27 protein-coding genes are annotated in these 26,048 nt (G+C 52.2%); 20 read left to right on the top strand and 7 right to left on the bottom strand.

The features are described 5' to 3' along the window. The first annotated feature begins 39 nt into the window (after positions 1 to 39). The gene (gene rlmG, locus AC6I8L_RS17380) at positions 40 to 1,158 is read left to right on the top strand and encodes a 23S rRNA (guanine(1835)-N(2))-methyltransferase RlmG (protein WP_058959519.1); all 1,119 of its coding nucleotides are present in this window, start codon (positions 40 to 42) and stop codon (positions 1,156 to 1,158) included. Here the strand turns inward: rlmG and AC6I8L_RS17375 are convergent, their stop codons facing one another. Then, positions 1,159 to 3,162 (bottom strand): NADPH-dependent 2,4-dienoyl-CoA reductase, encoded by a 2,004-nt coding sequence (locus AC6I8L_RS17375; protein ID WP_058959518.1) that lies wholly within the window; start codon positions 3,160 to 3,162, stop codon positions 1,159 to 1,161. Positions 3,163 to 3,634: 472 nt separating this feature from the next. On the opposite strand from AC6I8L_RS17375, the gene idnD reads away from it, so the two are divergent. From idnD to AC6I8L_RS17360, 3 genes are all read left to right on the top strand, one after another. Beyond that, positions 3,635 to 4,666: an L-idonate 5-dehydrogenase gene (gene idnD, locus AC6I8L_RS17370; RefSeq protein WP_034830990.1), complete on the top strand. Its 1,032-nt coding sequence runs from the start codon at positions 3,635 to 3,637 to the stop codon at positions 4,664 to 4,666. A 9-nt stretch (positions 4,667 to 4,675) separates the two neighbouring features. Then, positions 4,676 to 5,440, top strand: a complete 765-nt coding sequence (gene idnO / locus AC6I8L_RS17365) for a gluconate 5-dehydrogenase (RefSeq protein WP_034830987.1) — start codon at positions 4,676 to 4,678, stop codon at positions 5,438 to 5,440. Positions 5,441 to 5,519: 79 nt separating this feature from the next. Beyond that, entirely contained in the window at positions 5,520 to 6,839 is a 1,320-nt protein-coding gene (locus AC6I8L_RS17360; RefSeq protein ID WP_058959517.1) for a gluconate:H+ symporter, read from the top strand. A gap of 31 nt (positions 6,840 to 6,870) precedes the next feature. Here AC6I8L_RS17360 and AC6I8L_RS17355 read toward each other — a convergent pair whose 3' ends face one another. Beyond that, positions 6,871 to 7,581, bottom strand: a complete 711-nt coding sequence (locus AC6I8L_RS17355; protein ID WP_058959516.1) for a purine nucleoside phosphorylase YfiH/LACC1 family protein — start codon at positions 7,579 to 7,581, stop codon at positions 6,871 to 6,873. 109 nt (positions 7,582 to 7,690) lie between these two features. Here AC6I8L_RS17355 and AC6I8L_RS17350 point away from each other — a divergent pair, with 109 nt between their 5' ends. The 4 genes from AC6I8L_RS17350 to AC6I8L_RS17335 all read left to right on the top strand — a co-directional run bounded on the left by AC6I8L_RS17350 (position 7,691) and on the right by AC6I8L_RS17335 (position 12,910). Then, entirely contained in the window at positions 7,691 to 8,500 is an 810-nt protein-coding gene (locus tag AC6I8L_RS17350) for a 5'-nucleotidase, lipoprotein e(P4) family (RefSeq protein ID WP_058959515.1), read from the top strand. Between the two features lie 580 nt (positions 8,501 to 9,080). Then, the gene (locus tag AC6I8L_RS17345; RefSeq protein WP_034828312.1) at positions 9,081 to 9,719 is read left to right on the top strand and encodes a carbonic anhydrase; all 639 of its coding nucleotides are present in this window, start codon (positions 9,081 to 9,083) and stop codon (positions 9,717 to 9,719) included. Beyond that, the gene (locus AC6I8L_RS17340) at positions 9,716 to 11,191 is read left to right on the top strand and encodes a SulP family inorganic anion transporter (protein WP_058959514.1); all 1,476 of its coding nucleotides are present in this window, start codon (positions 9,716 to 9,718) and stop codon (positions 11,189 to 11,191) included. Before AC6I8L_RS17345 ends, AC6I8L_RS17340 begins: the two co-directional genes overlap by 4 nt. Positions 11,192 to 11,485: 294 nt before the next feature. Further along, a complete protein-coding gene (locus tag AC6I8L_RS17335; protein ID WP_058959513.1) occupies positions 11,486 to 12,910 on the top strand; it encodes a GGDEF domain-containing protein in 1,425 nt (474 codons plus the stop codon). A 223-nt stretch (positions 12,911 to 13,133) separates the two neighbouring features. On the opposite strand, the gene ddlA is transcribed toward AC6I8L_RS17335, so the two are convergent. Further along, on the bottom strand, positions 13,134 to 14,228 hold the full coding sequence (gene ddlA / locus AC6I8L_RS17330; protein WP_058959512.1) for a D-alanine--D-alanine ligase: 1,095 nt from the start codon (positions 14,226 to 14,228) through the stop codon (positions 13,134 to 13,136). A 142-nt stretch (positions 14,229 to 14,370) separates the two neighbouring features. On the opposite strand from ddlA, the gene AC6I8L_RS17325 reads away from it, so the two are divergent. Continuing rightward, positions 14,371 to 15,114 carry an HAD-IIB family hydrolase gene (locus AC6I8L_RS17325; RefSeq protein WP_058959511.1) on the top strand — a complete coding sequence of 248 codons (744 nt, stop codon included), beginning with the start codon at positions 14,371 to 14,373 and terminating at the stop codon, positions 15,112 to 15,114. A gap of 305 nt (positions 15,115 to 15,419) precedes the next feature. Next, positions 15,420 to 16,124 carry an MgtC/SapB family protein gene (locus tag AC6I8L_RS17320; protein WP_034828565.1) on the top strand — a complete coding sequence of 235 codons (705 nt, stop codon included), beginning with the start codon at positions 15,420 to 15,422 and terminating at the stop codon, positions 16,122 to 16,124. Between the two features lie 278 nt (positions 16,125 to 16,402). Here AC6I8L_RS17320 and AC6I8L_RS17315 read toward each other — a convergent pair whose 3' ends face one another. Continuing rightward, positions 16,403 to 17,086 (bottom strand): hypothetical protein, encoded by a 684-nt coding sequence (locus AC6I8L_RS17315; RefSeq protein WP_058959510.1) that lies wholly within the window; start codon positions 17,084 to 17,086, stop codon positions 16,403 to 16,405. A 67-nt stretch (positions 17,087 to 17,153) separates the two neighbouring features. On the opposite strand from AC6I8L_RS17315, the gene AC6I8L_RS17310 reads away from it, so the two are divergent. Both AC6I8L_RS17310 and AC6I8L_RS17305 read left to right on the top strand, forming a co-directional pair. Then, entirely contained in the window at positions 17,154 to 17,438 is a 285-nt protein-coding gene (locus tag AC6I8L_RS17310; RefSeq protein ID WP_058959509.1) for a hypothetical protein, read from the top strand. Between the two features lie 82 nt (positions 17,439 to 17,520). Further along, a complete protein-coding gene (locus AC6I8L_RS17305) occupies positions 17,521 to 17,859 on the top strand; it encodes a contact-dependent growth inhibition system immunity protein (RefSeq protein WP_058959508.1) in 339 nt (112 codons plus the stop codon). Positions 17,860 to 18,102: 243 nt separating this feature from the next. Here AC6I8L_RS17305 and AC6I8L_RS17300 read toward each other — a convergent pair whose 3' ends face one another. Genes AC6I8L_RS17300 through AC6I8L_RS17290 form a run of 3 tightly spaced genes read right to left on the bottom strand, consistent with a single transcriptional unit; the run spans position 18,103 to position 20,984 of the window. Beyond that, positions 18,103 to 19,350, bottom strand: coding sequence for a hypothetical protein (locus tag AC6I8L_RS17300; RefSeq protein WP_058959507.1), 1,248 nt, complete (start codon positions 19,348 to 19,350; stop codon positions 18,103 to 18,105). 12 nt (positions 19,351 to 19,362) lie between these two features. After that, entirely contained in the window at positions 19,363 to 20,397 is a 1,035-nt protein-coding gene (locus AC6I8L_RS17295) for a phage integrase (protein WP_058959506.1), read from the bottom strand. Between the two features lie 2 nt (positions 20,398 to 20,399). Then, positions 20,400 to 20,984, bottom strand: a complete 585-nt coding sequence (locus AC6I8L_RS17290) for a phage repressor protein CI (protein ID WP_058959568.1) — start codon at positions 20,982 to 20,984, stop codon at positions 20,400 to 20,402. A gap of 136 nt (positions 20,985 to 21,120) precedes the next feature. Between AC6I8L_RS17290 and AC6I8L_RS17285 the strand changes: the two genes are divergently transcribed. The 8 genes from AC6I8L_RS17285 (at position 21,121) to AC6I8L_RS17250 (ending at position 26,041) form a co-directional block, all read left to right on the top strand. Continuing rightward, positions 21,121 to 21,342, top strand: a complete 222-nt coding sequence (locus tag AC6I8L_RS17285; protein WP_058959505.1) for a hypothetical protein — start codon at positions 21,121 to 21,123, stop codon at positions 21,340 to 21,342. A 30-nt stretch (positions 21,343 to 21,372) separates the two neighbouring features. Next, on the top strand, positions 21,373 to 21,879 hold the full coding sequence (locus AC6I8L_RS17280) for a phage regulatory CII family protein (protein WP_058959504.1): 507 nt from the start codon (positions 21,373 to 21,375) through the stop codon (positions 21,877 to 21,879). Further along, entirely contained in the window at positions 21,761 to 22,036 is a 276-nt protein-coding gene (locus AC6I8L_RS17275; RefSeq protein ID WP_374754033.1) for a phage filamentation protein Fil family protein, read from the top strand. The genes AC6I8L_RS17280 and AC6I8L_RS17275 overlap by 119 nt, the downstream gene beginning before the upstream one ends. After that, entirely contained in the window at positions 21,972 to 22,415 is a 444-nt protein-coding gene (locus tag AC6I8L_RS17270; protein ID WP_153012264.1) for a hypothetical protein, read from the top strand. The genes AC6I8L_RS17275 and AC6I8L_RS17270 overlap by 65 nt, the downstream gene beginning before the upstream one ends. Before the next feature lie 7 nt (positions 22,416 to 22,422). Continuing rightward, positions 22,423 to 22,854, top strand: a complete 432-nt coding sequence (locus AC6I8L_RS17265; RefSeq protein ID WP_058959502.1) for a hypothetical protein — start codon at positions 22,423 to 22,425, stop codon at positions 22,852 to 22,854. A gap of 70 nt (positions 22,855 to 22,924) precedes the next feature. Next, on the top strand, positions 22,925 to 23,170 hold the full coding sequence (locus AC6I8L_RS17260) for a DUF2732 family protein (RefSeq protein ID WP_374754032.1): 246 nt from the start codon (positions 22,925 to 22,927) through the stop codon (positions 23,168 to 23,170). Further along, on the top strand, positions 23,161 to 24,000 hold the full coding sequence (locus tag AC6I8L_RS17255) for a DNA adenine methylase (RefSeq protein ID WP_058959500.1): 840 nt from the start codon (positions 23,161 to 23,163) through the stop codon (positions 23,998 to 24,000). Before AC6I8L_RS17260 ends, AC6I8L_RS17255 begins: the two co-directional genes overlap by 10 nt. Next, positions 23,993 to 26,041: a replication endonuclease gene (locus tag AC6I8L_RS17250; RefSeq protein ID WP_058959499.1), complete on the top strand. Its 2,049-nt coding sequence runs from the start codon at positions 23,993 to 23,995 to the stop codon at positions 26,039 to 26,041. Before AC6I8L_RS17255 ends, AC6I8L_RS17250 begins: the two co-directional genes overlap by 8 nt. The last annotated feature ends 7 nt before the right edge of the window (positions 26,042 to 26,048 follow it).

Raw genomic sequence — 26,048 nt, 5'->3', positions numbered from 1 at the left:
GGGCGAAAATCGCGCAAAGTGTACCACGCCGGAGATTCCATGAGCCAACTTGAACTGACCAATCGCACGCTGACCTTGCAGCGCTTCCCGCCGATGCGTGAAGAAAGCCCGTTACAGGCGTGGGATTCCGCCGATGAATATCTGTTGCAGCAAGAACTGCCAGAAGGACCGGTGCTGGTGTTCAACGACAGCTTTGGTGCGCTGACCTGCGGACTGAACGGCCGTGAAGTGTGGCACGTCAGCGACTCGCTGCTGAGCGAGCAGGCGGCGAAGCAGAACCTGCGTCTCAATGAGATGGATGAAGATCAGGTGCACTTTATCGATAGCCTGGCGCCGCTGCCTGCTGCGCCTGCTGTCGTGCTGATTAAAATCCCGAAAGCGCTGGCCCTGCTGGAGCACCAGTTGCGCGCGCTGCGCAAAGTGATCACGGCTGATACGCTGATCCTCGGCGCGGCCAAAGCCAAAGATATTCATAACTCCACGCAGCAGCTGTTTGATCGCATTCTCGGTGAGAGCAAAACCTCGCTGGCGTGGAAGAAATCGCGCCTGATTTACTGCACTTACAGCGCGCCCAAACTGCCGGAGGTGTCAGAGACCACGGTGTGGCCGCTGGACGATTCCTCTTACCAGATTCACAACCACGCTAACGTGTTCTCTCGCGGATCGCTGGACGTGGGTGCGCGTTTCTTTATGCAGCATCTGCCGTCAGATATTGAAGGGGAAATCCTCGATCTTGGCTGCGGCAACGGCGTGATTGGTTTATTGGCGCTGGAGCAGAACCCGCAGGCGGACGTGCTGTTCTATGACGAATCCTACATGGCTGTGGCGTCCAGTAAGCTGAACGTGGAAGTAAACCGTCCGCAGGATCTGGCGCGCTGTCAGTTCCGCGTCAACAACGTGCTGAGTGGCTTCCCGTCGGATCGTCTGCACGCGGTACTGTGCAACCCGCCGTTCCATCAGCAGCACGCGGTGACCGATCATCTGGCCTGGCAAATGCTGCGTGATGCCAAACGTTGCCTGCAGTACGGCGGCGAGTTGCGTATTGTCGGCAACCGCCACCTCGGTTATCACGTCAAAATGAAAAAGCTGTTTGGCAACTGTGAGCTGGTGGCGTCTAACGCCAAGTTCGTGGTGCTGCGTTCGGTCAAACTGCGTTAATCAGACGCTGAGCGCCAGCTCAGTGGCCTGTGCGATGGCGCGGCGAGCATCCAGCTCCTGCGCCACATCGGCTCCGCCAATCAGCTTTACCGCTTTACCGCGTGCGGCCAGCTCATCCGCCAGCTGACGCAACGGTTCCTGCCCGGCACAAATCACCACGTTATCCACCGCCAGCGTGATCGGCTCGCCCTGATGGCGCAAGTGTAATCCTGCATCATCAATCTTCAGATACTCGACGTCGCCCCACATCTGCACGCCGTGCGCCTGCAAACTGGCGCGATGGATCCAACCGGTGGTTTTCGCCAGCCCGGCGCCGGGCTTGCCGGATTTACGTTGCAACAGCCAGATTTGCCGATCCGCTGCCAGCGGCTGCGGACGGACTAACCCGCCGCGCGCCTGTAAGCTCTGATCGATGCCCCAGCTCTGATAGAAATCTTCGTGCGCGTTTTGATGCAGCAAAAACTCGGCAGTATCAAAGCCAATACCGCCCGCACCGATAATGGCGACGCGCTGGCCGACCGGCTTTTTATCGCGAATCACATCGAGGTAGCTGAGTACGCTGGCATGGTCGATGCCGGGAATCGACAACTGACGCGGCGCAATACCGGTGGCGATCACCACTTCATCCACACTTTCCAGCTCATCAGCGCTCACGCGATGCTCGGTGCGAATTGCCACGCCCTGTGTCTCCAGCTGATGGCGGAAGTAGCGCAGCGTCTCGCTAAACTCCTCTTTACCGGGGATCTGACGCGCAATATTAAACTGGCCGCCAATCTGTGCGTCCGCTTCATACAGCGTGACCTGATGGCCGCGCTCGGCCGCCTGCAGCGCGAACGCCATGCCCGCCGGGCCAGCACCGACCACCGCAATCTGTTTAGGCTGTTCAACTGGGATTACCGGCATCAGGGTTTCGTGGCAGGCGCGGGGATTAACCAGACATGAAGTGACTTTGCCGACAAAGATCTGATCGAGACAGGCCTGATTGCAGGCGATGCAGGTGTTGATGGCATCCGGCTGCCCGGCCTGCGCTTTGCGCACAAAGGCCGCATCGGCAAGAAACGGACGTGCCATCGACACCATATCGGCAATGCCATCGCGCAGCAGCGATTCCGCCACCTGCGGATGGTTGATACGGTTAGTGGCAATAACGGGGACGGATACCGCTTCACGCAGATGCTGCGTTACCCACGCAAAACCGGCACGCGGTACGCAAGTGGCGATAGTCGGGATGCGCGCTTCGTGCCAGCCAATACCGCTGTTGAACAGCGTCACACCGCGCTGCTCCAGCGCCTTTGCCAGCGTCAGCGTCTCTTCCAGCGAACTGCCGTTGTTCACCAGATCGAGCATCGACAGGCGGAAGATAATGATAAACGCCGGGCCGACTGCTTCGCGCACCGCCTGCGTGACTTCCAGCGCAAAGCGACCACGGCGCTGCACATCGCCGCCCCACTCATCGTCGCGATGATTGGTGTGCGCTACCAGGAACTGATTAATCAGATAACCTTCGGAGCCCATGATCTCGACGCCGTCATAACCGGCCTGCTGGGCCAACCTGGCGCACCGGGCAAAGTCCGCAATGGTCTGACGAATCTCGCCATCGCTCAGTTCGCGCGGCGTGAAAGGGTTAATCGGTGCCTGCAACGCTGAAGGCGCAACCAAATCGCGTTGATAGCTGTAACGCCCGGCATGCAGAATTTGCAGCGCGATTTTGCCGCCCTCGGCATGCACCGCATCGGTGAGGGTGCGATGCCAGTCGCACTGGCTCTCCTGATTGAGGATGGCGCCGCCGTGTGCCACCACGCCCTGTGGGTTGGGTGCGATGCCGCCGGTCACAATCAGTGCCACGCCTCCCCGCGCGCGTTCCGCATAAAACGCGGCTAATCGTGTGGCGCCATCAGTGTGTTCTTCCAGCCCGGTGTGCATGGAGCCCATCAGAAAACGATTCTTTAGTTGGGTAAATCCCAGATCCAGCGGGGCAAACAGGTGGGCGTAATGCTCAGTCATGAACACAGTCTCGGAAAGTGGTCGGATGAGTAAACTTTAGCGGGAATTGGTTGGGATGGAAATTCGCGGTGTTCAGGCTGTGAGAAACCTCAAAAAAAGCAGGGCGACAGGTCGCAGGCGAAAGGTTCGGACTCCTTCGCCCGGCACGGGAAGAGACCTGTGCACCCTGAAACAGCTTGAAGATGAGGGCTAATGATTTAGCTCTATAGTTATGACTCCTGTCAGACTCAATCCAGACGACTTTCCCGGGTGAGGGTGCGGCGATAATGACATAGCTCACTGCGGTTAATCCCCAAGACGAGTCTTGGTTTTCCCCAGCAAACAGTGATCCCGCTTCCATCTTCTGTACGAGCAGTTCACGTTCCAGGTAACAGCTATTTCGTAACATGATTTATAGTGATCTGGTTCACAGTTTTCAGCCTCTGATCCCGCTTTGATAGCCCCCATTGCAACAGCAACAAATGGGGAAACCATGAATATCGAAACGCAATCCTGCGTGATTACCGGGAAAAAACAGGTCAGCGTCGCACCGCAACAGGTGAATTGGGACGGCACAGGCACGCTGGTGCGTATTACGCGCGGCGGCATTTGTGGATCTGACCTGCATTACTATCAGGAAGGCAAAGTCGGCAGCTTCGAAGTCAAAATGCCGATGATCCTCGGTCATGAAGTGATTGGTCATGTGGTGGAGAGCGACAACCCGGACCTGAAGCCGAATCAGAAAGTGGCGGTCAATCCGTCCAAACCGTGCGGCGAGTGCAAATACTGCCAGCGCGATCAGGAAAACCAGTGCACCTCCATGCGCTTCTTCGGCAGTGCGATGTATGTGCCGCATGTCGACGGCGGTTTCACCCAGTACAAAGTGGTGGACAGCAAACAGTGCGTGCCTTTCCCACAGGATGCCGATGAAACCGTGATGGTGTTTGCCGAGCCGCTGGCGGTGTGCATTCACGCGACGCATCAGGCGGGCGATCTTACCGGCAAGCACGTGTTCATTTCCGGCGTCGGTCCGATTGGCTGCCTGATTGCCGCAGCGGCGAAAGCGCGCGGTGCCGCCTCTGTGGTATGCAGCGACATTAGCGAGCGTTCGCTGGAGATGGCGCAGCAGATGGGCGCGACCGATGTGATCCATGCCGCCGAGGGCGATTTCACGCCGTATCTGGCTGACAAAGGCTTTTTCGATGTGGCGTTTGAGGCCTCTGGCCATCCTTCCTCACTGCAGCGCTGCCTTGATGTGGTGTGCGCCAAAGGCACGCTGGTACAGGTCGGCATGGGCGGCACCATCCCGAATTTCCCGATCATGGCGCTGATCGCTAAAGAGATTCAGCTGGTCGGTTCCTTCCGTTTCACCCATGAATTCAATACCGCCGTCGAGTGGCTGGCGAACGGTGTGGTCAACCCGCTGCCGCTGTTCAGCGGTGAGTACGATTTGCAGGACATCGACGCGGCCTTGCAGTTTGCCGGCGATAAAACCCGTGCGGCGAAAGTCCAGTTAACCTTTTAAGGAGCAGTGATGAGTCAGTTATTTTCCCTCGAAGGCAAGCGTGTATTACTCACCGGTTCGGCGCGCGGTATTGGTTTTCTGCTGGCGCGTGGCCTGGGTGAAGCCGGTGCGGAAGTGATCGTCAACGCCACCACCAAAGAGGGTGCAGAGCAGGGCGCGGCGAAACTGCGTGAGCTGGGCCTGCGCGCCCATGCCAAAGCCTTTGATGTGACGCAGTCTGCGCAGGTGCAGCAGGCGGTGGATGAGATTGAAGCCGAATGGGGACCGATTGATATTCTGGTCAACAACGCCGGGATCCAGCGCCGCCGTCCGTTCCTCGAATTCCCGGAGCAGGACTGGAATGACGTAATTGCCGTTAACCAGACAGCGGTGTTCCTGGTCTCTCAAACCGTGGCGAAAAAAATGGTCGATCGCCAGCGCGGTAAAATCATCAATATCGGTTCGATGCAAAGCGAACTGGGCCGCGACACCATCACGCCTTACGCCGCTTCCAAAGGCGCCGTCACCATGCTGACGCGCGGTATGTGCGTCGAGCTGGCGCGCCATAACATCCAGGTGAACGCCATCGCACCGGGCTACTTCGTCACGGAAATGACGCAGGCGCTGGCCGACGATCCGGCCTTTACCGGTTGGCTCACCAAACGCACGCCAGCCGCCCGCTGGGGTAAACCGGAAGAGCTGATCGGTGCTGCGGTGTTCCTCGCCTCGGGCGCGTCTGATTTCGTGAATGGTCACTTGCTGTTCGTTGATGGCGGTATGCGCGTCGCCGTGTAATGCCATGGCGCGGCTGGCATTTTCGCCGGGCCGCGCCTAAACCTTAATCACCCCTCTGTATTCCTAAGGATAATAAAAAATGCCAATAACCATTATTGTGCTGGGTGTGATACTGCTGCTGGTATTGATGATTGTATTTAAGGTCAACGGCTTTATTGCGTTGGTGTTTGTCTCGGCGGTGGTCGGTATTGCCGAAGGGATGACGCCGCTCAATGTGATGGCCTCGATCCAAAAAGGTATCGGCTCGACGCTCGGTGGATTAGCGATGATCCTCGGCTTCGGTGCCATGCTCGGGCGTCTGGTCTCGGATACCGGTGCGGCACAACGCGTCGCCACCACCCTGATTGCTGCTTTTGGTAAAGAGCGGCTGCAATGGGCGCTGGTGGTCACCGGACTGATCGTTGGTCTGGCGATGTTCTATGAAGTGGGCTTCGTGCTGCTGCTGCCGCTGGTGTTCACCATCGTCGCGGCGGCCGGTTTGCCGCTGCTGTACGTCGGCGTGCCGATGGTGGCTGCACTCTCGGTGACGCACTGCTTCCTGCCGCCGCATCCCGGTCCAACCGCGATTGCCACCATCTTTGGCGCGAACCTTGGCACCACGCTGCTGTACGGCATGATCATCACCATTCCGACGGTGATCGTGGCCGGTCCGATCTTCTCGAAATTCCTTAAAAGCTTTGAGAAGTCACCGCCAGAAGGCTTGTACAACCCGAAGATCTTCACTGAAGAAGAGATGCCAGGTTTCGGTATCAGTATCTTTGCCGCCATCATCCCGGTGGTGCTGATGGCGATTGCCGCGGTGTTTGAGCTGACTACGGCAAAAGAGAACCCGCTGCGTCAGTTCTTCGAGTTTATCGGTAACCCGGCGGTGGCGCTGTTTATTGCCGTGGTGATTGCGGTGCTGACGCTGGGTCTGCGCAACGGCCGCAAGATGGAAGAAGTGATGGATATGTGCGGCGAGTCGATTGCCGCCATCGCCATGATCGTCTTCATTATTGCTGGGGGTGGTGCGTTCAAGCAGGTGCTGGTGGACAGCGGCGTGGGCAACTATATCGCGGACATGATGAAGGGATCGTCGCTCTCTCCACTGCTGATGTGCTGGACGGTGGCAGCGATGCTGCGTATCGCGCTGGGATCGGCCACGGTTGCGGCGATCACCACCGCCGGGATCGTCACGCCGATCATCGCGGTGACCCATGCCGATCCAGCATTGATGGTGCTGGCGGTAGGTTCGGGCAGTGTGATCGCCTCACACGTCAACGATCCAGGCTTCTGGCTGTTTAAGGGCTACTTCAACCTCAGCGTGGTGGAAACCCTGAAAACCTGGACGGTGATGGAGACGCTGATCTCGATTCTCGGCCTGGCGGGTGTGCTGGCACTCAACGCCATCATTCACTGATGCAATGGGCTGCACAAGGACGTGCAGCCACTCAGTCGCGGCGACGAATCCACGAAAATCGCGATTGATAGCCGCTGTCAAAATGGGTGTTGTAGCGATAGCTCGATCCCGACTCCGCCATGCAATAAGTGCAGACGTTCAGCACCTCGATCTGTTCGGCAGGAATGCCACGCTGTAACAGCAACCCTCGCGCCAGATGCGGCAAATTAAACCACACGCCCTGATGATGCGCCCGCGCTTGCGGACGAATCGCCGCGCTATTGCGTGGTTGCTCGCTTGCCCACTGCAGCGCAGGTAAATCTGCACGTTGCTGCATCTGCGTCACCAAATCTTTGCCCAGCTCATAACAGCACGGACCAATCGCCGGGCCAATGGCGACATGCAGCGTTTCGGTGCGGGCGCCACGTTTGAGCAATCCGTCAATGGCACTGTTTAGCACTCCACTCAGCGTGCCTTTCAATCCGGCGTGCACTGCCGCCACCTGATGCTGCGCGCTATCAGCGAACAGTACCGGCAAACAGTCAGCGGTATACACCGCCACCGGCAGCTGGTTTTCCCCAATCACGCCATCGGACTCGCAGCTTTTCGGCGGCAGGTTTTGGGTTGCCAGCACCACCTGGGCGCTGTGGCGCTGCTGGCCATAGGCGGCATCCGCAGGCACCGGTTGGCCCGCAGGCTGGAAGGCATAATCGAGCCACGGCAGGGCATCAAGCAGCGTTGAACGCGGTCCGGCATGTGACATAAGTGTCTCCTTTGACAGGGCGGCAGCTTTCTTCTGCCCACAGCTTACGTTAACTGCTACATTTTTAAAGCTTTACACAAACTGACCATAATCACTTAAGGATGATCTGATGAAAAACACCTCTTTGCTGGCAGCGTCCGGCATTCTTGCGCTGCTGCTGACCGGGTGCGCGCAACCGGCCAAACAGCAGGCGCAGCAGCAGCTCGGCCAGCAATCGGTATTGGCAGTGAACTGGTTCCAGCAGTCCGGTGAGTATCAGGCATTAAGCTGGCAGGCGTTTAACACTGCGCGCATGGCGTTTGATGCTGCGCCATCGCTGGCGGGCAAGCCGAAAGCGGTGATCGTCGATCTCGATGAAACTATGATCGATAACAGTGCCTATAGCGCATGGCAGGCGAAAAACGGCCAGCCGTTCTCCGGCAAAACCTGGTCAGCCTGGACTCAGGCGCGTCAGGCCACCGCCGTGCCAGGCGCGGTGGAGTTCGCCAACTACGTCAACAGCCATGGCGGCACCCTGTTCTACGTCTCAAACCGCGACCAGAAGGATTACGCTGCGACGGTGGACAACCTCAACAAGCTGGGCTTCAGCGGCGTGAGTGACAAAACCGTGCGTCTCAGCACCGGAAACTCCAATAAGCAGGCGCGCTTCGATGCGATTAAAAACGCGGGCTACAACGTGGTGCTGTACGTGGGCGATAACCTGAATGACTTTGGCGGCGCGACCTGGCATCAGGGTAATGCGCAGCGTCAGCAGTTCGTCAGCCTCAATCATCAGCATTTTGGTACGCAATTTATCGTGCTGCCTAACCCGCTGTACGGCGACTGGGAAAGCGGCATGGCGGAGAACTACAACAAACTGACGCCGGAACAACAGCTTCAGGTGCGTGAAGAACGCATGAAAGCGTGGAACGGTAAATAATTCGTCAAGCGAATTAGCGCCTGTTGCGGCAGGCGCGGTGATTTTTATTCAGGGCCAGTCATATTTACTTTTCATCGTCATTATTATTCTCCTTATTATTTTCCTGATCTCTTGCTTAATTACAGGCAAGCGATTGGCGGAAAATATCGCTATTCTGCTATTTACCCAGTGAATGACTCCAATCATAAATTTTATAATTAAGATTTTTCTCAACTCAAATCGTTCAATTCACCATACTAGTGCAAAGGCATGAAAAGACTGCGTGTATATTTTTGTCGATTCATTCCAGATGCATAATTTAATATTCAGAATAATTACATGATTCACATAACAAATGGTGTTTTTTAATCAATTGTCTCGGCTTGCATTAAATTACTTTTAATCGACACTTCCTGACGTTTATTTTACAGGGAGTTCGATTTTGTTGTGTACGGAAATATTGATTGTGCAACCACAAGCATTAGCAGCTATAAACAATTTATGTGAGGAAGCTCTGCTTTCATCCTCCATCGATCGTCTTATCGGCGTTTAAAACCCTGTGACTTTGCCTGAAAGCGATATTTCTGGACGTAGAGAGAAGATAATTGTGACGACACTTAAACCCTTATTAGCGAAAAATCGCAGTTGGGCATTACAGCGCCGCGAGCGTAATCCAGATTATTTCGAACAATATCTGCATCAACAAAAACCGCATTCGCTGTGGATCGGCTGTTCCGATAGCCGCGTACCTGCCGAAGTGCTGACTGGCTCGCATCCCGGCGAACTGTTTGTGCATCGCAATATCGCCAATATGGTGGTGCCCGATGACGATAACCTGATGAGCGTGCTGCAATACGCGATTTTCTACCTCGGCGTAGAGCGCATTGTCCTGTGCGGCCACTACGGTTGCGGCGGCGTGCAGGCCGCGCTGGGGTTGCCCGCCAGCCCGCTGGCAAAAGAGGATTCGGCGCTGGCAAGACGCATCGCCGCGTTGCGCAGTGGTCTGCAGCAAGGATTGGTGGAATATCACGCCAGTGCTGAGGAAGAGGAGAGCAGTAAGCTCAACCGCTTAGTCGAAGCCAACGTCATCGCCCAGTTTGCTCAGTTAGTGGCATGTGAGCCAGTGCGACAGGCCTGGCAGGCCGGGCAATCGCTGGAAGTGTTTGGCTGCGTGTATGACCTGCAGTCGGGTCATCTGAAAGAGCTTACTCAGCAATCTGCAGAGGAATCGGTGCCATGAATCTGAACACGCTGCGTCAGGATATTCCCGCCGGTCTGGTGGTGTTTTTGGTGGCGCTGCCGCTGTGCCTTGGCATCGCGCAGGCCAGCGGTTTACCGCCGTTTGCCGGATTGCTCACCGGGGTGATCGGCGGCCTGCTGGTCACTTCACTGAGTCCCTCGCGTTTTGCCGTCAGCGGCCCGGCGGCAGGTTTGGTGACTATTGTGGTGGCCTCGATCCAGACGCTTGGCAGCTTCTCCGCTTTCCTCACCGCGCTGATTCTGGCGGGCGTGTTGCAGTGCCTGCTTGGTTTGCTGCGAGCCGGTCGCTTTATCTCGCTGGTGCCGGGCAGTGTGATCAAAGGGATGCTGGCGGCGATCGGTATTTTGCTGATCATGCAGCAGATCCCGGTGGCCTTCGGTGCCGCAGGTGACGCTGAGCTGGTATCGCTGGTGAATGGCGAATTTCAGTTTTCGCTAAGCGCGATGCTGGTGGCGGGCATCGGTCTGCTGATTCTCTGGCTGTGGACCACGCCGATAGTGAAATCGGTCAAGCTGCTTGGTTGGATTCCGGGCCCACTGGTGGCCGTGTTGTTCGGCTGCATGGCGACGGTGTTTGGCGATCGCCTGTTCCCGAGACTGGCGGAAGGGCTACCGCGTATTGCGTTGCCAGCCTTTGATAGCCTGTCAGCGCTGGCGGCGGAGCTGGAAACCCCGGACTGGCTGGTTTGGCAAAATCCTTCAGTCTGGGTGGTTGCCGTGACGCTGGCGCTGGTGGCAAGCCTGGAAACGCTGCTGAGTCAGGAGGCGCTGAAAAAACTGCGTCCGCAGCATCCGGCACCTTCGCCAAATAAAGAGATGTTCGCACAGGGCATCGGCAACCTGACTGCTGGTTTCCTTGGTGCGATGCCGATTACGGCGGTAATTGTGCGCAGTTCGGTGAATGTCAGCGTCGGGGCGCAGACCAAACTGTCGATTCTGATCCACGGCGCGCTGTTGCTGATCTGCGGCTTGTGGTTCAGCGATCTGCTCAACGCCATTCCTCTAGCCAGCCTTGCCGCTGTCTTGCTGTATACCGGCTATAAGCTGGCAACGCCGCGTCTGTTCATTGAGCAGTTCCGCATGGGCGCTCAGCAGTACGTGCCGTTCCTCGCCACCATCGGCGGCATTATTGTGTTCGGCATGCTGGCCGGGATTGGTATCGGTATCGCCACGCAGATTCTGTATAGCATCTACAAAAGCCACCGCAACGCGCTGCAGCTTACCCGCTATGACGATCACTACGTGTTGCGCTTCCAGCAAAATCTCACCTTTATGCACAACCCAAAACTGCAGGGATTACTGGCGGAGATCCCGGAAAACAGCACGGTGATTGTCGATCACGATAACGCCGAGTATCTGGATCCGGACGTCAAAGCAGTGCTACAGGATTTCGGCGAAAACGCGCGCGATCGTGGTATTCGTCTGAGTCAGTGGCCCGTTGCGGTTAAATAGCACTAACGCTTTGCTGAAAAAATGGTTTTTCGCGTAAAAATCGGATATCTCGGATATCCGATTTTTTTATTTGCAGGGCATAATTGCAGCAGCTCTCATCCTTGTTTCTCGGGTTTCAACCCTGCTAGCGCGCTCACATCTCGCCGATCCGGCGCATTGAGTGCCGCCCAGTCGCAGAGTAGGATGACGAACACTCGCTTAATTGCCGAATCATCGCACAGTTATTTCAGGTTAAATGCTTGCTGATGCCCGTGGGCAAGAGGCAGCGATTTCCAGGTTACAGGGTTCAGACGTATGCGCGTTAAGCTGTTTGCTGAGAATAATTTAAAAAAGAATGCACTCTCGCTGTTCCTGATTACGCTTTTCTTCTGCTTTATCGGCAGTCATCTGCGCATTCCGGAGGAGTTCTCCCTGTTTTGGCCGGTGAACGCGCTGATTGCCGGTTTAATGGTGCGCAATCCCTTCCTGCATACCACGTCCAGCTATCTGGTGTGCTTTGCCGCGATGATATTTAACGACACGGTGTTCTCCGGCTGGGCGCTGCCTGCGGTAACCGTAAACTTCGCCAATATCCTGTTTATCCTCGTTTCGGTCAGCATGTTGATCAAACACCTGCAGCCACCTTCGGCCAACAGCCAGGTGTTCAACGCCATGCGCATCTTCCCGGCCTGTTTCCTCGGTGCCGCAGCCTGTGCCACCTGGGGCGCTTGGGCGCAGGACATCGATTTCAACGCGCGTTTCGTGGTGGCGTGGGGCGACTGGTTTAGCGAACAGTTCTCGACCTCACTGATGCTGCTGCCGGTGATGCTGGCGCGCTCCTTGCGAAACGTCTCACCGCGCACCTTGCTGCATCCCGGCAAACTGTTGCCGCTGGCGGCAGTGGTGCTGTCACTGACCATGGGGGCGATGATTGGCGGGGCAGGTAGCTTAACCTTCCCGGTGCCGGCGCTGATCTGGTGCGCCATCGTGTTACCGATTCCTGTTACAAGCCTGGTGATCCTGATTACCGGCATCACTGAGATCGTTCTCGTATCTCACGGCGTAATGAATATTCAGGGCGATGACGCACTGCTGCCGATCAGCCATCTCACCTCGGCGCGACTGGGTGTGGCAACCGTGGCACTCAGCCCGCTGCTGGTGGCAGTGAGTATGGATGCGATTCGCCAGCTCAATCATCGTCTGGCGCTGCGGGCGAATTTCGATTTCCTCACCCAACTGCTGTCGCGTTCCGGCCTGTATGAAAGCCTGAAACAGGAGCCGTTCTCTTTACAGCGTGAAGCGGGCGTGGTGATGCTGGATGTCGACTATTTCAAAGCGATTAACGACAACTTTTGCCACGATGCCGGTGATGGCGTGCTGGAAGAGATTGCGCGCCGCATGCAACGCGTGGTGGGCAATCGCGGCATGGTGTGTCGCTTTGGTGGCGAAGAGTTTGTGGTGGTGGTGTTCGATTACAGCCATCTGCAACTTTACCAGCTGGCCGAAGCGATTCGTCAGGCGATGGTCAAAGAGAAGTTCTGGATTCAGGGCAACACGGTGACGGTCACCGCCAGTTTAGGCCTGGCGCGCGGCAGTGCGCAGAGTGAGCGGGAATGGCCGGGCGTGATTAACCGTCTGGTGTCGGCAGCGGATAAAAATCTCTACCTCTCGAAACGCAATGGCCGTAACCAAACCTCTCCAGCGATGGAGCCGCGCAGCATGGTGAATGACGTGGCGTGAAGTGCGTGATGGTCGCCATGAGTGGCGACCATAGGATGGCTTGATGCTGGGTTGTTTTGGTCGCCGTGAATGGCGACCTTACGATGGCTTAGTGCTGGTTTTTTCGGTCGCCATTGATGACAACCTCACAACTGCCTGACGCTAATTTGTTTCGATCGCCATCAATGACAAACCTGTTTAACCGTTGTAGGGTGCGCATTCATGCGCACCCGGAACGTGAAGATTAAACGCTGCTTTTTAGCTTGCTGCTCTGCTGATGGCGTTGCTGCGCCAGCTCAATCAAGCGCGTAATCAAATCGCTGTAGCTTAATCCTGCCGCCTGCCACAACTTCGGATACATGCTGATATTGGTAAAGCCCGGCAGAGTATTCACCTCGTTCACCACGATCTCGCCGCTCTCGGTCAGGAACACATCAACGCGTGCCATACCAAAGCACTCCAGCGCCTGGAACGCGCGAATCGCCACGGCCCGAATTGCTTCGCTGTGTTCTTCACTGATGGCAGCGGGCACCACCACTTGGGCACCGTCGGCGCTGATGTATTTGGTGTCGTAGGAGTAGAAGGCATCATGCACCACCACTTCGCCACACGGGCTGGCTTCGGGCTCATCGTTGCCCAGCACCGCACACTCAATCTCGCGGCCTTTGATGCCTTGCTCAATCAGCACTTTGCGATCGAAGGTAAAGGCCAGATCCAGCGCCGCCGCCAGATCGTCGATATGATCCACTTTGCTGACACCGACAGACGATCCCTGATTGGCGGGCTTGATAAACAGCGGTAATCCGAACTGATCGATCACGGCTTGCGCATCCAGACGTGCGCGCTGTGCCTGCGTCACGCTGATCCACGGCGCGACTTCTAAGCCCGCATCGCGCAGCAAACGCTTGGTGAAATCTTTGTCCATGCTCACCGCTGAGCCCAGCACATCCGATCCCACAAACGGCAGATTCGCCATGCGCAACAAGCCCTGCAGCGAACCATCTTCACCCAGGGTGCCGTGCACGATTGGGAAGATCACATCCAGCTGTGACAGTGGCTGCGCCTGCTGACGGGTGATCAGCTGCTGCGAAGCACTGCCCGGCACCAGCGCGACGTTTTCACCTGAGCGATTCAGGGCAATCAACGCCGGATTATCGGCATTGAGCAGGAAACCGGAAGCATCATTCAGATGCCATTCACCCTGTTTATCGATGCCCAGCAGCACCACCTCGTATTTGCTCTTATCGATGGCTTCGAGGATGTTTTTCGCTGATTGTAACGACACTTCATGCTCGGCCGATTTGCCACCAAACACGATTCCTACACGTTGTTTTGCCATTGGTCTTGATCCGATTGCGGTATAGCGAGTGGGTAAGATAGCACGGTCAGATTCAGCTCAGACAGCCTGAGTTTTACATGGCAATCAGGAGGTGATATTTTCGCCAACGGCTAATGATGGCCAACGAATTAAGGATGATTTGATGGGTATTTACGTATTCGATATTGATGGCACCATCTCAAAAGGTGGCTTAAAAGTGGAGCCTGAACTCTGCCAGAGCCTTGCCAGATTACAGCAACAACATCAGTTAATTTTTGCCTCCGCCAGACCCGTGCGCGATATGCTACCGATGCTCTCTGAAGAACTGCATACGGCAACCTTTATTGGCTGCAATGGCGGCATGGCGTATCAGGCGGGTGAAATTAAAACCAGTCATACACTCAATCCCGCTTTTGTGAAGCAGGTTGTGTACCATCTGGTCGCTCTGGACATCCCTTATGTGCTGGATGGCGAATGGAGTTTTTCGTTCTCCAGTCGAACGCATCCATTCCATGAATACATCCGCTCGCTCAGCAGTGAAGAGATCAGCGAACAAGCGTTGATGGAAGAGGGCGTGACGAAAATCCTGATGCTTTCAGACGCGCACAAAGCATCAGTCATGGCATTGATTGAAGCTGAAGATGTCAGTGTGCACACCCATCGCAGCGATGGTTTCTACGACATCACTCCACAGGGGAATAATAAACACCGCGCCCTGAGCGAGTTGATTGGCAGCGAGAAATATACCGCGTTTGGTAACGATCAAAATGATTTCATCATGCTTAGTCATGCGGAAGTCGCCGTATTTATCGGCGAGGAAAAGGATTTTCCTCACGCCACGCATTACATCGAAATGGAGGCGATTCCTGAGCTGTTAATGCAGCTTGAGAGCGATGCAACTGCGTAAACATTTGATAAACAGAAGCGCAGTTGGATAGCAATTAACCGGCGCGAGGTTTACAATCGCGCCGAATTTTACCCAAGAGGATAACTGCATTGGACACCTGTCCCGAACGATTACAAAAGGTCCCTGCGGTAAGATAGCCTTCAACGCTGTCTTAACCGTGCGTTAAGACGGTGGATTTCCTTCCAGAATCTCCCCCTGTTTTTTTGCGTGATGCTGCTGAGTTTCAGCGGTAGCGGCACCGGCTGTAATCCATTTATTACCCCCCTGAAGTTCCGCCTGCCTGAAGCAGCGGAGTGAGGTTTATGATGGATTGGAAAATCTTTTTACTGCGCGTCACCGTCGCGCTGGTTCTGGGTGCGCTGATTGGCAGCGAGCGCCAGCTTCGCCAACGTATGACCGGTTTGCGCACCAATGCGCTGGTTAGCACTGGCGCCTGTTTATTTGTTTTGATGACGCAAAGCGTACCCGGCATCGCCACCGATGCCTCACGCGTAGCGGCCTATGTGGTTTCTGGCATCGGCTTCCTCGGCGGCGGGGTGATCATGCGCGACGGTCTTAACGTGCGCGGCCTGAATACCGCCGCAACGCTATGGTGCACCGCCGCCGTGGGTGTGCTGTGCAGCATGGGATTGCTGCTGGAAGCGGCGATTGGCTGCATGGTGATTCTGTGCGCCAATATTCTGCTGCGCGATTTGGCGCAGGGGATTAATCGCCAGAGCCTGGTGCCTGCGGAGGAAGTGGTGCAGCACTACAAAGTACAGATCATCTGTCTGGCGCAGGATGAAGTGCAGGTGCGCAGCCTGATGTTGCATAGCCTTGGCGGCAGCGGATTACGCCTACAATCACTGCACAGCGAGGATATGAATCCGCCACATCGAATGGAGGTCAATGCGGAAGTGCTGGGCAAACCGAGCATGACTGATCAGCTGGAGAGTCTGGTGGGACGGATTAGCCTGGAGAAGGGCGTGAGTTCGGTGCGGTGGCAGGTTTGCGGGCTGGAAGGGGAGTGATGGGTTAGGTCACGACTTCCAGGCCTTATCAAGTTGAGTGGCGCTATCATTGATGATTTGGGTTGGATGTTAAAAGCGAGTGCTGACAGATGGTGTTGGAAACATTCAATACCATCTGTTGTATTTGATGTAGATGAAGGAAACAACGATCACCCAGGATATGCTAAGTAAAGCCGCGTAATTTGGCATAAAGCGGACGAAAATGTAAATTCCGACCACTACGACTGCAAGGGGGATGAGATAGATAAAGGACTGAATTAACCACAAAAGTGCTTTTTTCATTTTTTCAAAATCTCGTATAAAGCATCTGCAATTTTTTCTTCATTGTTATCACCGGATTTTACCTGATAAATGATTTCAGACATTTGCGGTTCAATGAGGAAGTAAAGCATCTCAATATTTTCTCTTGATAGAGCTTGATAATAAGCAGGAACTTGAAATTTTAATCTGTTGGCCGCAGAGGCAGCCGTTTGCGCTTTGGCATAAAGCGTAGCGCCATTCACAAACCATGTGGAAAATGAGTTAACGAGATTGATATGCTTTTCCTTGAAGTCGGCGCTGCCGAGCACTAAATTGGCAATCGTCATTGATAAAGCCAATTTGCTCGATTTTGTTGAAGCATGTTCGGCCGCGATCCCTAACATTTTTTGGATGTGAGAGACGAGATTTTTGCTTTTTTGAACGCCAAGTTTTGTGAAGGTTTTACGAAAATATATTTCGACCATATCTAATGTGACATTTTTTCTTTTATAGATCTCACCTAACGCCAGAACTAACCTTTTGTCCTCTCTCCATGTATCACGGCATGAGCTGCGATAATATTCATTAGGTACAAAGCATGAACCATAGTTGCTGAACCGCTGTGCGCCCATCTTGAACATATCTATAGTAGACAGCTGATCTGCATGGATCTGGTTTAATGAATGAGTTAGCGCGATCGCCAGCTGCTTATTGGACTGCATCTTCAGCTATAAATAGGTTTGTGACATACCTTCGCTCCATGATGTATCCTATACCCAATTTTTGATCATGTTCGTAAGTAAGGGCAAGAAAGAAGATGAAGAAAACAAAAAAACGCTTATTTATGTCTTGGTTGTTATTATCTATTTTCTAATTATACCGGAGATCATTCTTCGTACTTTACCCTCTGGACAGCTTGCTCGTTTGAGTGATTTCACTAGCTTGGGCGGAATAGTCAATCCTCTGCTTTCTCTACTTATATGTTTTGGCATTTTTGCTGTTGTGTTAGCTATTATTACCGTTTCTGGTGTAAGTAAACTGCTTGCAGGAATAAACAATAGTGAGGTTAGATAAATGAGACAGCTTAGTTTGAACTCAAATTTTTGATTGAAAATAAATTTAATTATATCCGTGTGCCTTACTATGTGAGAAATAAATGGATACTAACATTCTTAAGCCTTGTGAAATCGATACTTTGGTAATCGCTCATTTTGGGCAGGATTGTGATTTGATTGATGAAAATTGTAAGTTCGATAATTTGCTCGATGATTATTTATCTACCTCAATGCCATTCAATCAGCGCATGTTGTTAGCAAATCTGATTGAAATCGAAGAGCAGTCCGATGGATACGACGTATTTATAGCGCGTTATCGTGGCGAGTTCGCACCCGAGCGATGGGAATTGTCAGCTGAAGAATGGGTAAAGATTGTTAAGAACCGAACAATAGAATTTCTTCACGCGAATGGGCATTCGAGTGAGCTATCAAGTGGTTGATGATGTTGCGAAAGCTTTTAGGAAATGTAGGAAGATTTGGTGGCCCCTGCTGGGTTTGAACCAGCGACCAAGCGATTATGAGAACGGTGCTCAAGACTTAAAAATCAATAGGTTACTGAAATGTCTGTAATTTTAATTTTGAACTTTGTCGATAAGTATTGAGCATTTGAGTTCTGGGGGGACAAAAAGGGGACAGTCCCCCTCAAAGGGGCAATCATCGTCGATAGTATGAATTAAAAAATATCATTCAGGATCGAAGTATCCGGTTGGGAAGAAAGATTCATTAATATGCGAAATTTCGATATAGTTATATTCCTTATTCACCAATTGTGAAATTACTTTGTAGCCAAGAGAAACTGAGTTTAAGTTATTACTTGTATTTCCGATTTTATACTCCTCGGTTAATAAAGCTACAGACATGTCCTTGAAAATCCCCCACGATACAAAATACATAGGCTGCCAGTTCTGCTCTATATTTCGGTTGATTTCATCCCATGTAGTCAATCCTTCAATATGAGGGTCACAAATGGTTTTCAATATTGGAAATGATGCTTGGCAAATGCTGCTTAAGGATGAGCCATAACCATGTGGAGAGTGTTCAAGATAGATATCAAAATACTTTTGCGTGGCTAGCGGCAGGTCAGAATAATTATTTATGCCTTCTAAGTGTAATACCTGCTCTAAGCATTTAAAGGGTGCGACGTTCACAACACTAATGAAATATGGAGATAAGCCAAACCCTCTAATCTCCTTACTCAAAAGTGCGAATCCGTGTCCATTTATTTTCTCTCCCTTTGCAGATATAACATCCATGCTTGATAACATAACTTGAATGTATTCATGTAGTTTAGTTGGTGGAGGGTTATGTTGCTGTTGAGTATCATCATATAAACATAATGTATATCCAGCTAATTGATGATCATTATATCTTTCTGGAAGTGATGATTGTACCAACAGTGGTATATCAACTATTTTAAGGCTAATTTCTCCATCAGTTAAGCAAGGTTCTAAGCAAAGCAAATTCTTACTCTGGAAGACAATAGTGTTGTAGATGTAATGTTTTATTAATGTAGGCCAGTGTGGGGAAATGATTACACTGACAATGTCTCCATCTGGAAGGCTTTGTAGAGCACCTTTTAACTCAGCTGAATATGCTGAGATTTCGGTTCCAGCTTCTCTTGTTGCACCTGAGAAGTTTTTTAATTCAATGAGCACAATGGTCTCCTTTTCAGGAGAGTATGTAATTAAATCAGGTTTTAGAATCTCGCCTTTTTTGGATGAAATATTCTGATTGGCTGTGATTAATTCTAGCAGGTGGAGGCATTCGTAACTTATTTTGAAACTATCTCTAATTTTCTCTTCTGATAAGTTCTTGGGTACGAAATCTTCAATGTAATTATTGTTTGATATAATATCACTCAGACCCCAAATTTCAGAAAATTTACTTTCTAACCAGTCCTGCATTTCCTGTTCTGATGAAAAGATACTCATAGATAACTTTCCTCATGATTTTATATTAAATTCCAAAGGGTTAAATTTAACAGCGTCTTCCAAATGTTCTGGCGAGAAATGTGCGTACCGCATAGTCATCTTAATGTCTGTATGACCAAGGATGCGCTGAAGTACCAAAATGTTCCCGCCGTTCATCATAAAGTGTGAAGCGAAGGTATGCCTCAATACGTGAGAAAGCTGACCATCAGGTAAGTCTAGGTCTGCACGTTTAACTGCGCTTCGGAATGCTGAGTAACAGGTATCAAAATATCGTCCCGCTTTTTCAGGTTTCGGGATGCTGTCATAAACTGCCTGGCTGATCGGTACGGCACGATTTCGATTGCCCTTAGTTTTTATAAAGCTGACCTTCAAACTTCTGATCTGTTTAGTTGTAAGAGACTCGGCCTCATCCCATCTTGCCCCTGTAACAAGACATAAGTGCGCAACGTGATAAACGTGCGGGTTGCGGCTGTTCTTACATTCTTCAAGCAAACGGGAAATATCTTCAGACTCAAGATATGCCAACTCCGCCTCTTCTGATTTGAAGGGTCGTAAGGTTTCTAAGGGGTTGTCTTTCTTCCAATGGCCAAGCCGCTTGAGTTCGTTAAAGACAGCGCGGAAGTAGGCCAGCTCAAGATTCATGGTTCGTGGGGAAACCTTCTGAACACGGCTGGTTCTTGCGATCTCGCCTGATAGTCTCTTTTTACGATACACCGAGAACATGGTAGAGCTGAACTCATGGGCAAGTGGGTTGCCCATGCTTTCACAAGCAAACTTCATTGACTTGAGCCGCTTATCACCGTCGTCCAGTGTTATTCCGTGTTCGTCATACCATTGCTGAGCTAATTCAACCAGCTTGCGCCGATCTTCTTTTCCGTCCAACCAGGGTTTATCAACGAGCGTTTCCATGACGTAATTTTCATACGCAATAGCTTCGCCCTTAGTTGAGAAAGTCTTGCGCAGGCGCTTACTTGCTTTACCTTTAGGTTTCCCTTCTGGGTAGATATCAAGTAGCCACTTACCATCAGGTTGTTTGCGAATGCTCATAATCAGCTAGTTATCGTTAAAACTATGCGGCCAATAATCTGAATATCATCGATAGCACAATCAAATGCCATTCCGACTCCGCTTACCCGTACTTTTTTAATAGGAATGCGCACAAGATTGCGGACGCTCACCTTGCCTTCGATGTTTACCAGCCATTCACCGTCAAATACCTCTGCATATTCACGGTCAACAACGTACTGATATTTATCGTCTATTAAACAGAAAGGGTCAGAAGGAAGGGGGACGCCTGGGCGAAAAAAGGTTTTGTCGAACATTACATAGCCAGACTCAAACAGCTGACCGTCTACAAGTTTCATTCTTGCAAACTTCATAATGTCCAATTCGTCATTGTCAAACTTTTTGCCGCGTCCTGTTGTAAGCCATTCAAGTGATGCGCCAGTCTCAGCTACACATCTGACGACCATGTCAGCAGGGAACGTGCCGCGCTTGAATCTTGCGGATAAGCTACTGGCAGCCATATCGAAATGATCTGCAAGTTGAAGCTTTTGAGCGAAGCCATATGCCTCGGTAATGCGGTCTAACACATCACTACTATGCCCAGCTTGTTCAAAGGGGAATTTGCTCATTAGCCTTCGCTCGATTAGATTTTTGCAAAATAGCATTGCAATTTTGCATAACTCTAATTAGAGTCTCTCCGTAGTTTGCGAAATGTTGAATATCACTGAATGTTACAGCATTCAGCCGAATCGGGGAGTTTGCCTTATGCGTCCTAACATTACAATCACCATACCTACACCTTACCTTCCACTTGATGAGTACTGCCGTTTAACCGGAACCGCTATGGGTACCGCTCGCGACATGATCCGCGATGGACGTTTGCCAATTCGTGGTAAGGGCGATAAGCCTCGTTCGCGTGTTGAAGTGAACATGGCGGCTCTTACCGTTGAAGCATTAAGCGAATGCAGAATTTCGCTTCAGGCTTAATCCAGGCTATCAATTCGTAGGATACGAATCATGTACGATTACAAAGTTTCAGTACGTAATTATCTCGATGATGCCTGCCGCGCTTTTACGCTCGCTCATAACATTACCGATGTTGCCAAGGTGGTTGGCATGCAACCCGCAATCTTGCGCAATAAGCTCAACCCTGAGCAACCACACCAACTGACGCTGCCGGAGCTGCTGGCCATCATTGATCACACAGAAGACCCGACAATCCTGGACGGTTTTCTGCGCCAGTTGAGTTGCCAACCTTCTGTACCGGTCAACAATGCCACGCCTGAAAACATGCAGGTATGTGCTTTGACTGCAATGTCTAGCGTTGGGGTAATCGCAGGGGAAGCGGTTTCAACGGAGAAGATGACCGTTGCGCGCCGCAATCAGATTCTGGACAAGGCCAGCGATGCAATTCGCAGCCTGTCATTGCTCGTCTACTCCGTTGAAAGTCGTTTCCAAACCATGCCCGCGCTGGCCGCTGCTGTCGATGTCGTCAGCTCAGCCATGCCCGGCATTGTCGCGTGAGGTGAACATGTTTGTATTCGTGAATTTCCTCAAACGTCAGTCTCCACCACAGCAGTTGCCATCTTTTGGCCACGGTTCGATCTCGCTGCAGGATGGCCGCCGTTGGAACCCTGCAAACACTCGAAAAAATAAGGAGGCGTTTTGTGAAAGCAAATGATCAGCATTGGTTAGGTGTATTGCGTCAGATGGTTTCAGGTCACAGCACTCAGGCGCATCAAATCTGGGAGCGCCTGAGTGAACATCAGCGCGGAGTCATTCTTCATGCTGCAGGGCTGAAGTCACGCCACTGCCGCTATTCATGGAATCAATTTTCTAATCATGAGTTGCATCAGCTGAAGCGTGGCCTACAGCGCCTCAAGTGCATGGTGGATATGTTCAAAGGGCTGGGGCCGCTTGCGTTTCAGCAGGAGAAAAAGCCATCTCCATCCGCGCTTCGTGCAGCGCGTTGTGTTCCTACCGTACCGGGAACTCCAGTAGACGATTTAATTAAGGCGCGGGATCAGCTGCGTGAATCAACGGCCAGTCGGGCTATCTGAGGTGTTTATGCAAGTTATTGCTGTAGATAAAAAAGGGCTGCTGTCCGACTTCCGTGACTGGGGCGTCAGCAATGAATACGCTGATTTCTTCGTCAGCAAGTGTGATGACAACGGTGAGACTATCGCGTTTCGTACCTTCATTTTTAACGACACCATCCAGCTGCATGACTCCATTCAGTGGATGGCCGCATGTGCTGCATTCTGGTGTCGTGCTTATCGTGAAGCAAAGACCAACGTGGCGCAGGTTGAAGCGTTGAGCGCTATTCGTTCACTGTACTTTGCAGCTGGTTTTATTAGTGCGTCACCCGTTGTTGCGATGCTTCGTTCATGGTGGAGCGGTACTTATGAGATTCACCAATTGCCAGCGCCGAACCAGTCACAGTCACAGTCTGTTGGATTCCGTTCCGCGATTCTGAATACCTCTTTCCTTCACCACTAAACCATAAAACGTGCGTTTTCTTCGGCCTCTGCAAAGGTGGTCGGGGATTCGTGCGTCCTGAAATGGAGAAATGACCATGAGAATGACCCGTCAGGACTTACCAAATAAAGCGGCCGGCAGTGCGGAACTGGTGCAAGAGCTTTGCAATCAGGCGCGTGTTGATGGCGGAAAAGATGCGGCTACCAAGTTGTCAGGTCGTCTTGATCGTCTGGCTACTCATGCCGCAAACAGCGGTATGTCCGCCGCAGAAATTGTTGAGCTGATCCGCGAAGAGGCAATGGCCATTGATGGCAAAGGAGGTGCGGTATGGCAATAAAGTCGCCGCTGAAATGGGCTGGCAGCAAAGTCCGTGTCATGCCTGAATTGTTAAAGCATCTGCCAGCTGGTAAGCGTCTTGTTGAGCCGTTTGCAGGCTCTTGCGCGGTCATGCTGAATACTGACTATGAATCCTATCTTATCGCTGATGCCAATCCTCACTTAGTTAATACCTACAGAATGATGGCGCATCACACAGATGCGCTTTTGGTTGAGCTTGAGTGTTTATTCAGTGCTGGAAGTGTTGGCACTGAATCACAGCGCGGTGAGTTCTATTACTGCATACGCACCAAATTGAATCATTGCGGCAATATGTCAGCTGTTGAGGAGGCTGCATGTTTCATGTATCTGAACCGCCACGGTTACAACGGTATGTGCCGCTATAACCTGCGGGGCGGTTTCAATGTTCCATACGGTAAGTACAAGTCACCATATTTCCCGGCAGGAGAAGTGAAGGCTTTTGCTGAAAAGGGAAGGCGCGCATCTTTCGTTTGCGCCGATTTTTCAGAGACTCTCGATCTCGTTGTGCCGGGCGATGTGATTTATTGCGATCCACCATATAACCCGGAATCACGAAGCAAAAGCTTCACCAAATATCACCGTGAGGATTTCAGTCTCACCAGTCAAAAGCAGCTGGCGTCAATTTTATCCCGTCTGGCTGATCACGGTTATCCTGTTGTGGCTTCAAACAGTGATACTGATCTGACTCATTCGCAGTATGGCGTTGGGCGTTTCAATCTTCATAAAATTTCTGTCGCTCGTTCTGTGGGTGCCGCAACTGGCGGTTGTAGTAATGCCCCAGAAATCATTGCTGTAAGTGCGTATGTCTGAGCAGTTTGCTGATCTACTGACAGGTGAATATCACGCTGCATTAAACATGCAGCGTGAGTCGTTTGCACCCGGCGCACCTCGTGGCATTACACATACAGAACTTAAGTTGTGGAACTGCGATTCAACAGACCATGACTGGCGCAGCCAATACCTGCATGACATCCCTGATTATCTGGCTGGATATTTTGGCCATCGCTATGAGTCACTCCTCAAATCACAAAACAATGGTCGCCGCCGTGCCAATACGTTCTTACGCAACACTATAGGTAAGAGCGTATTGCCACGTCTGAAGCTGGTTAATGCTGCATGGCAGCGTGATTACACTGCCGGGATGCCGTCACCGTTTAAAGATAATCTCGATGACCTGCCGGGTTATGACCGTGACCGAATCCGTGATCTGGCTTATAACGTGGCCAGCCATCTGGGTGAGGCGTTTCATTCGTGGGTTGAGCTGACTGCATCAGATGAAAAGCTAAATGAAGACGAGCTAAAGAAGCGCACCGCAGAGGGCTATGTCTTTCTGGCACAGGAGGCTTTGAAATGTGGTACCACACCACCTTACTGGCTGTCAGTTAAGAAGACCGGGAAGATAAAACGCCGTCATGCCGAGAGTGGCATCTTACGTATGATGTCGCCGGAGTGGTGGCGTGTGCGATTACAGCGCCGCCGTGATCTCCAGCGCGAGCATCTTTCAATTGCTGTTGGCCAGGTTCAAAAGGCAGCAAGCCCATACGTATCGCGTGGAACGCTTGGCGAGTGGGTAGAGCAAAAGAAGCGTAACCGTGAGTTCTTCAAAAAGTTCGACCTTATTAACGAAGACGGTGATCGCGTGGCACTGGCTGATATGGTCAACCGTAGCAATGCCAATCCTGCTATTCGTCGCTGTGAACTTATGGCGCGTATGCGTGGATTTGAAGATATAGCCAATTACGAAGGTTATGCGGGTGACTTTTTTACAATCACTGCGCCTTCTCGTTTTCACGCCGTACACAGCAAGGGTGGTTTTGTTTCTCAGTGGAACGGAGCCAGCCCGCGCGATACTCAAAAATATCTCTGCTCAGTCTGGGCAAAAATCCGTGCGGCATTATCCCGTGCGGGTATCCACGTTTTTGGCTTCCGGGTAGTAGAGCCTCACCACGATGGCACTCCGCACTGGCATATGTTGCTTTTTATGCGTCCTGAGCATGTTGACGAAGTGCGCGACATCATGTGTTACCACGCTCGTATTGATGACAGTGAAGAGTTGAGCACTGAAAAGGCTCTTAAAGCACGGTTCCACGTTGAGCCAATCGATCCCACTAAAGGCAGTGCTACAGGCTACATCGCTAAATACATTTCCAAAAATATCGACGGGTACGCGCTTGATGGCGAGGAAGACGGCGAGACAGGCGGTAATGCGCGTGAGATGGCAAAGGCGGTGTCTGCATGGGCTTCACGCTGGCGAATCCGTCAGTTTCAGCAGATTGGTGGCGCTCCGGTCACTGTATGGCGTGAGCTTCGTCGTTTAGGTGATCAGGTAGTGGGAAATGCTGAAATGGACGCTGTGCTTGCGGCTGCGAGCGTTGCCGTTGATTGGGCTGCGTATACGCAGGCACAGGGCGGTGCTCTGGTCGCTCGCCGTGATCTGGTTGTTCGTCTGGCTTATGAAATCACCGAATGTGGCAATGAGTATGGCGAAGACGTCCAGCGTGTCCAGGGTGTTTATTGTCCTCATGCATTTGGATCTGAAGTGGCCACGCGACTGGTTAAGTGGGAAAAGGTCGCCAAACTGGCCGAAGCGTCAGCGGAGGCGGGTTTTTCTGGCGGCAACGCCGCCCCTTGGAGTTCTGTCAATAACTGTACGGAAGCGGAGCGCCGGAGGTTAAAACTAGAACTAAGGACAAGGGGGTTTGAGGGTTCTGACGAGGAGGTGACTATACTTTTGAGAGGGAGTGCCATCACTTATCGCGGTTTCGGCATGGTGAAGTACCAATCAGGCCGGGTAATAGACGTAATGGACACCAATGAAAACGAGGATTGGCCGGGATGGTCGCCAGGGTAATACCGGG

The sequence above is a fragment of the Type-E symbiont of Plautia stali genome, assembly GCF_059731115.1.
The sequence above is the reverse complement of the archived record's forward strand: the minus strand, read 5'-3'. Positions and strand labels throughout refer to the sequence as shown.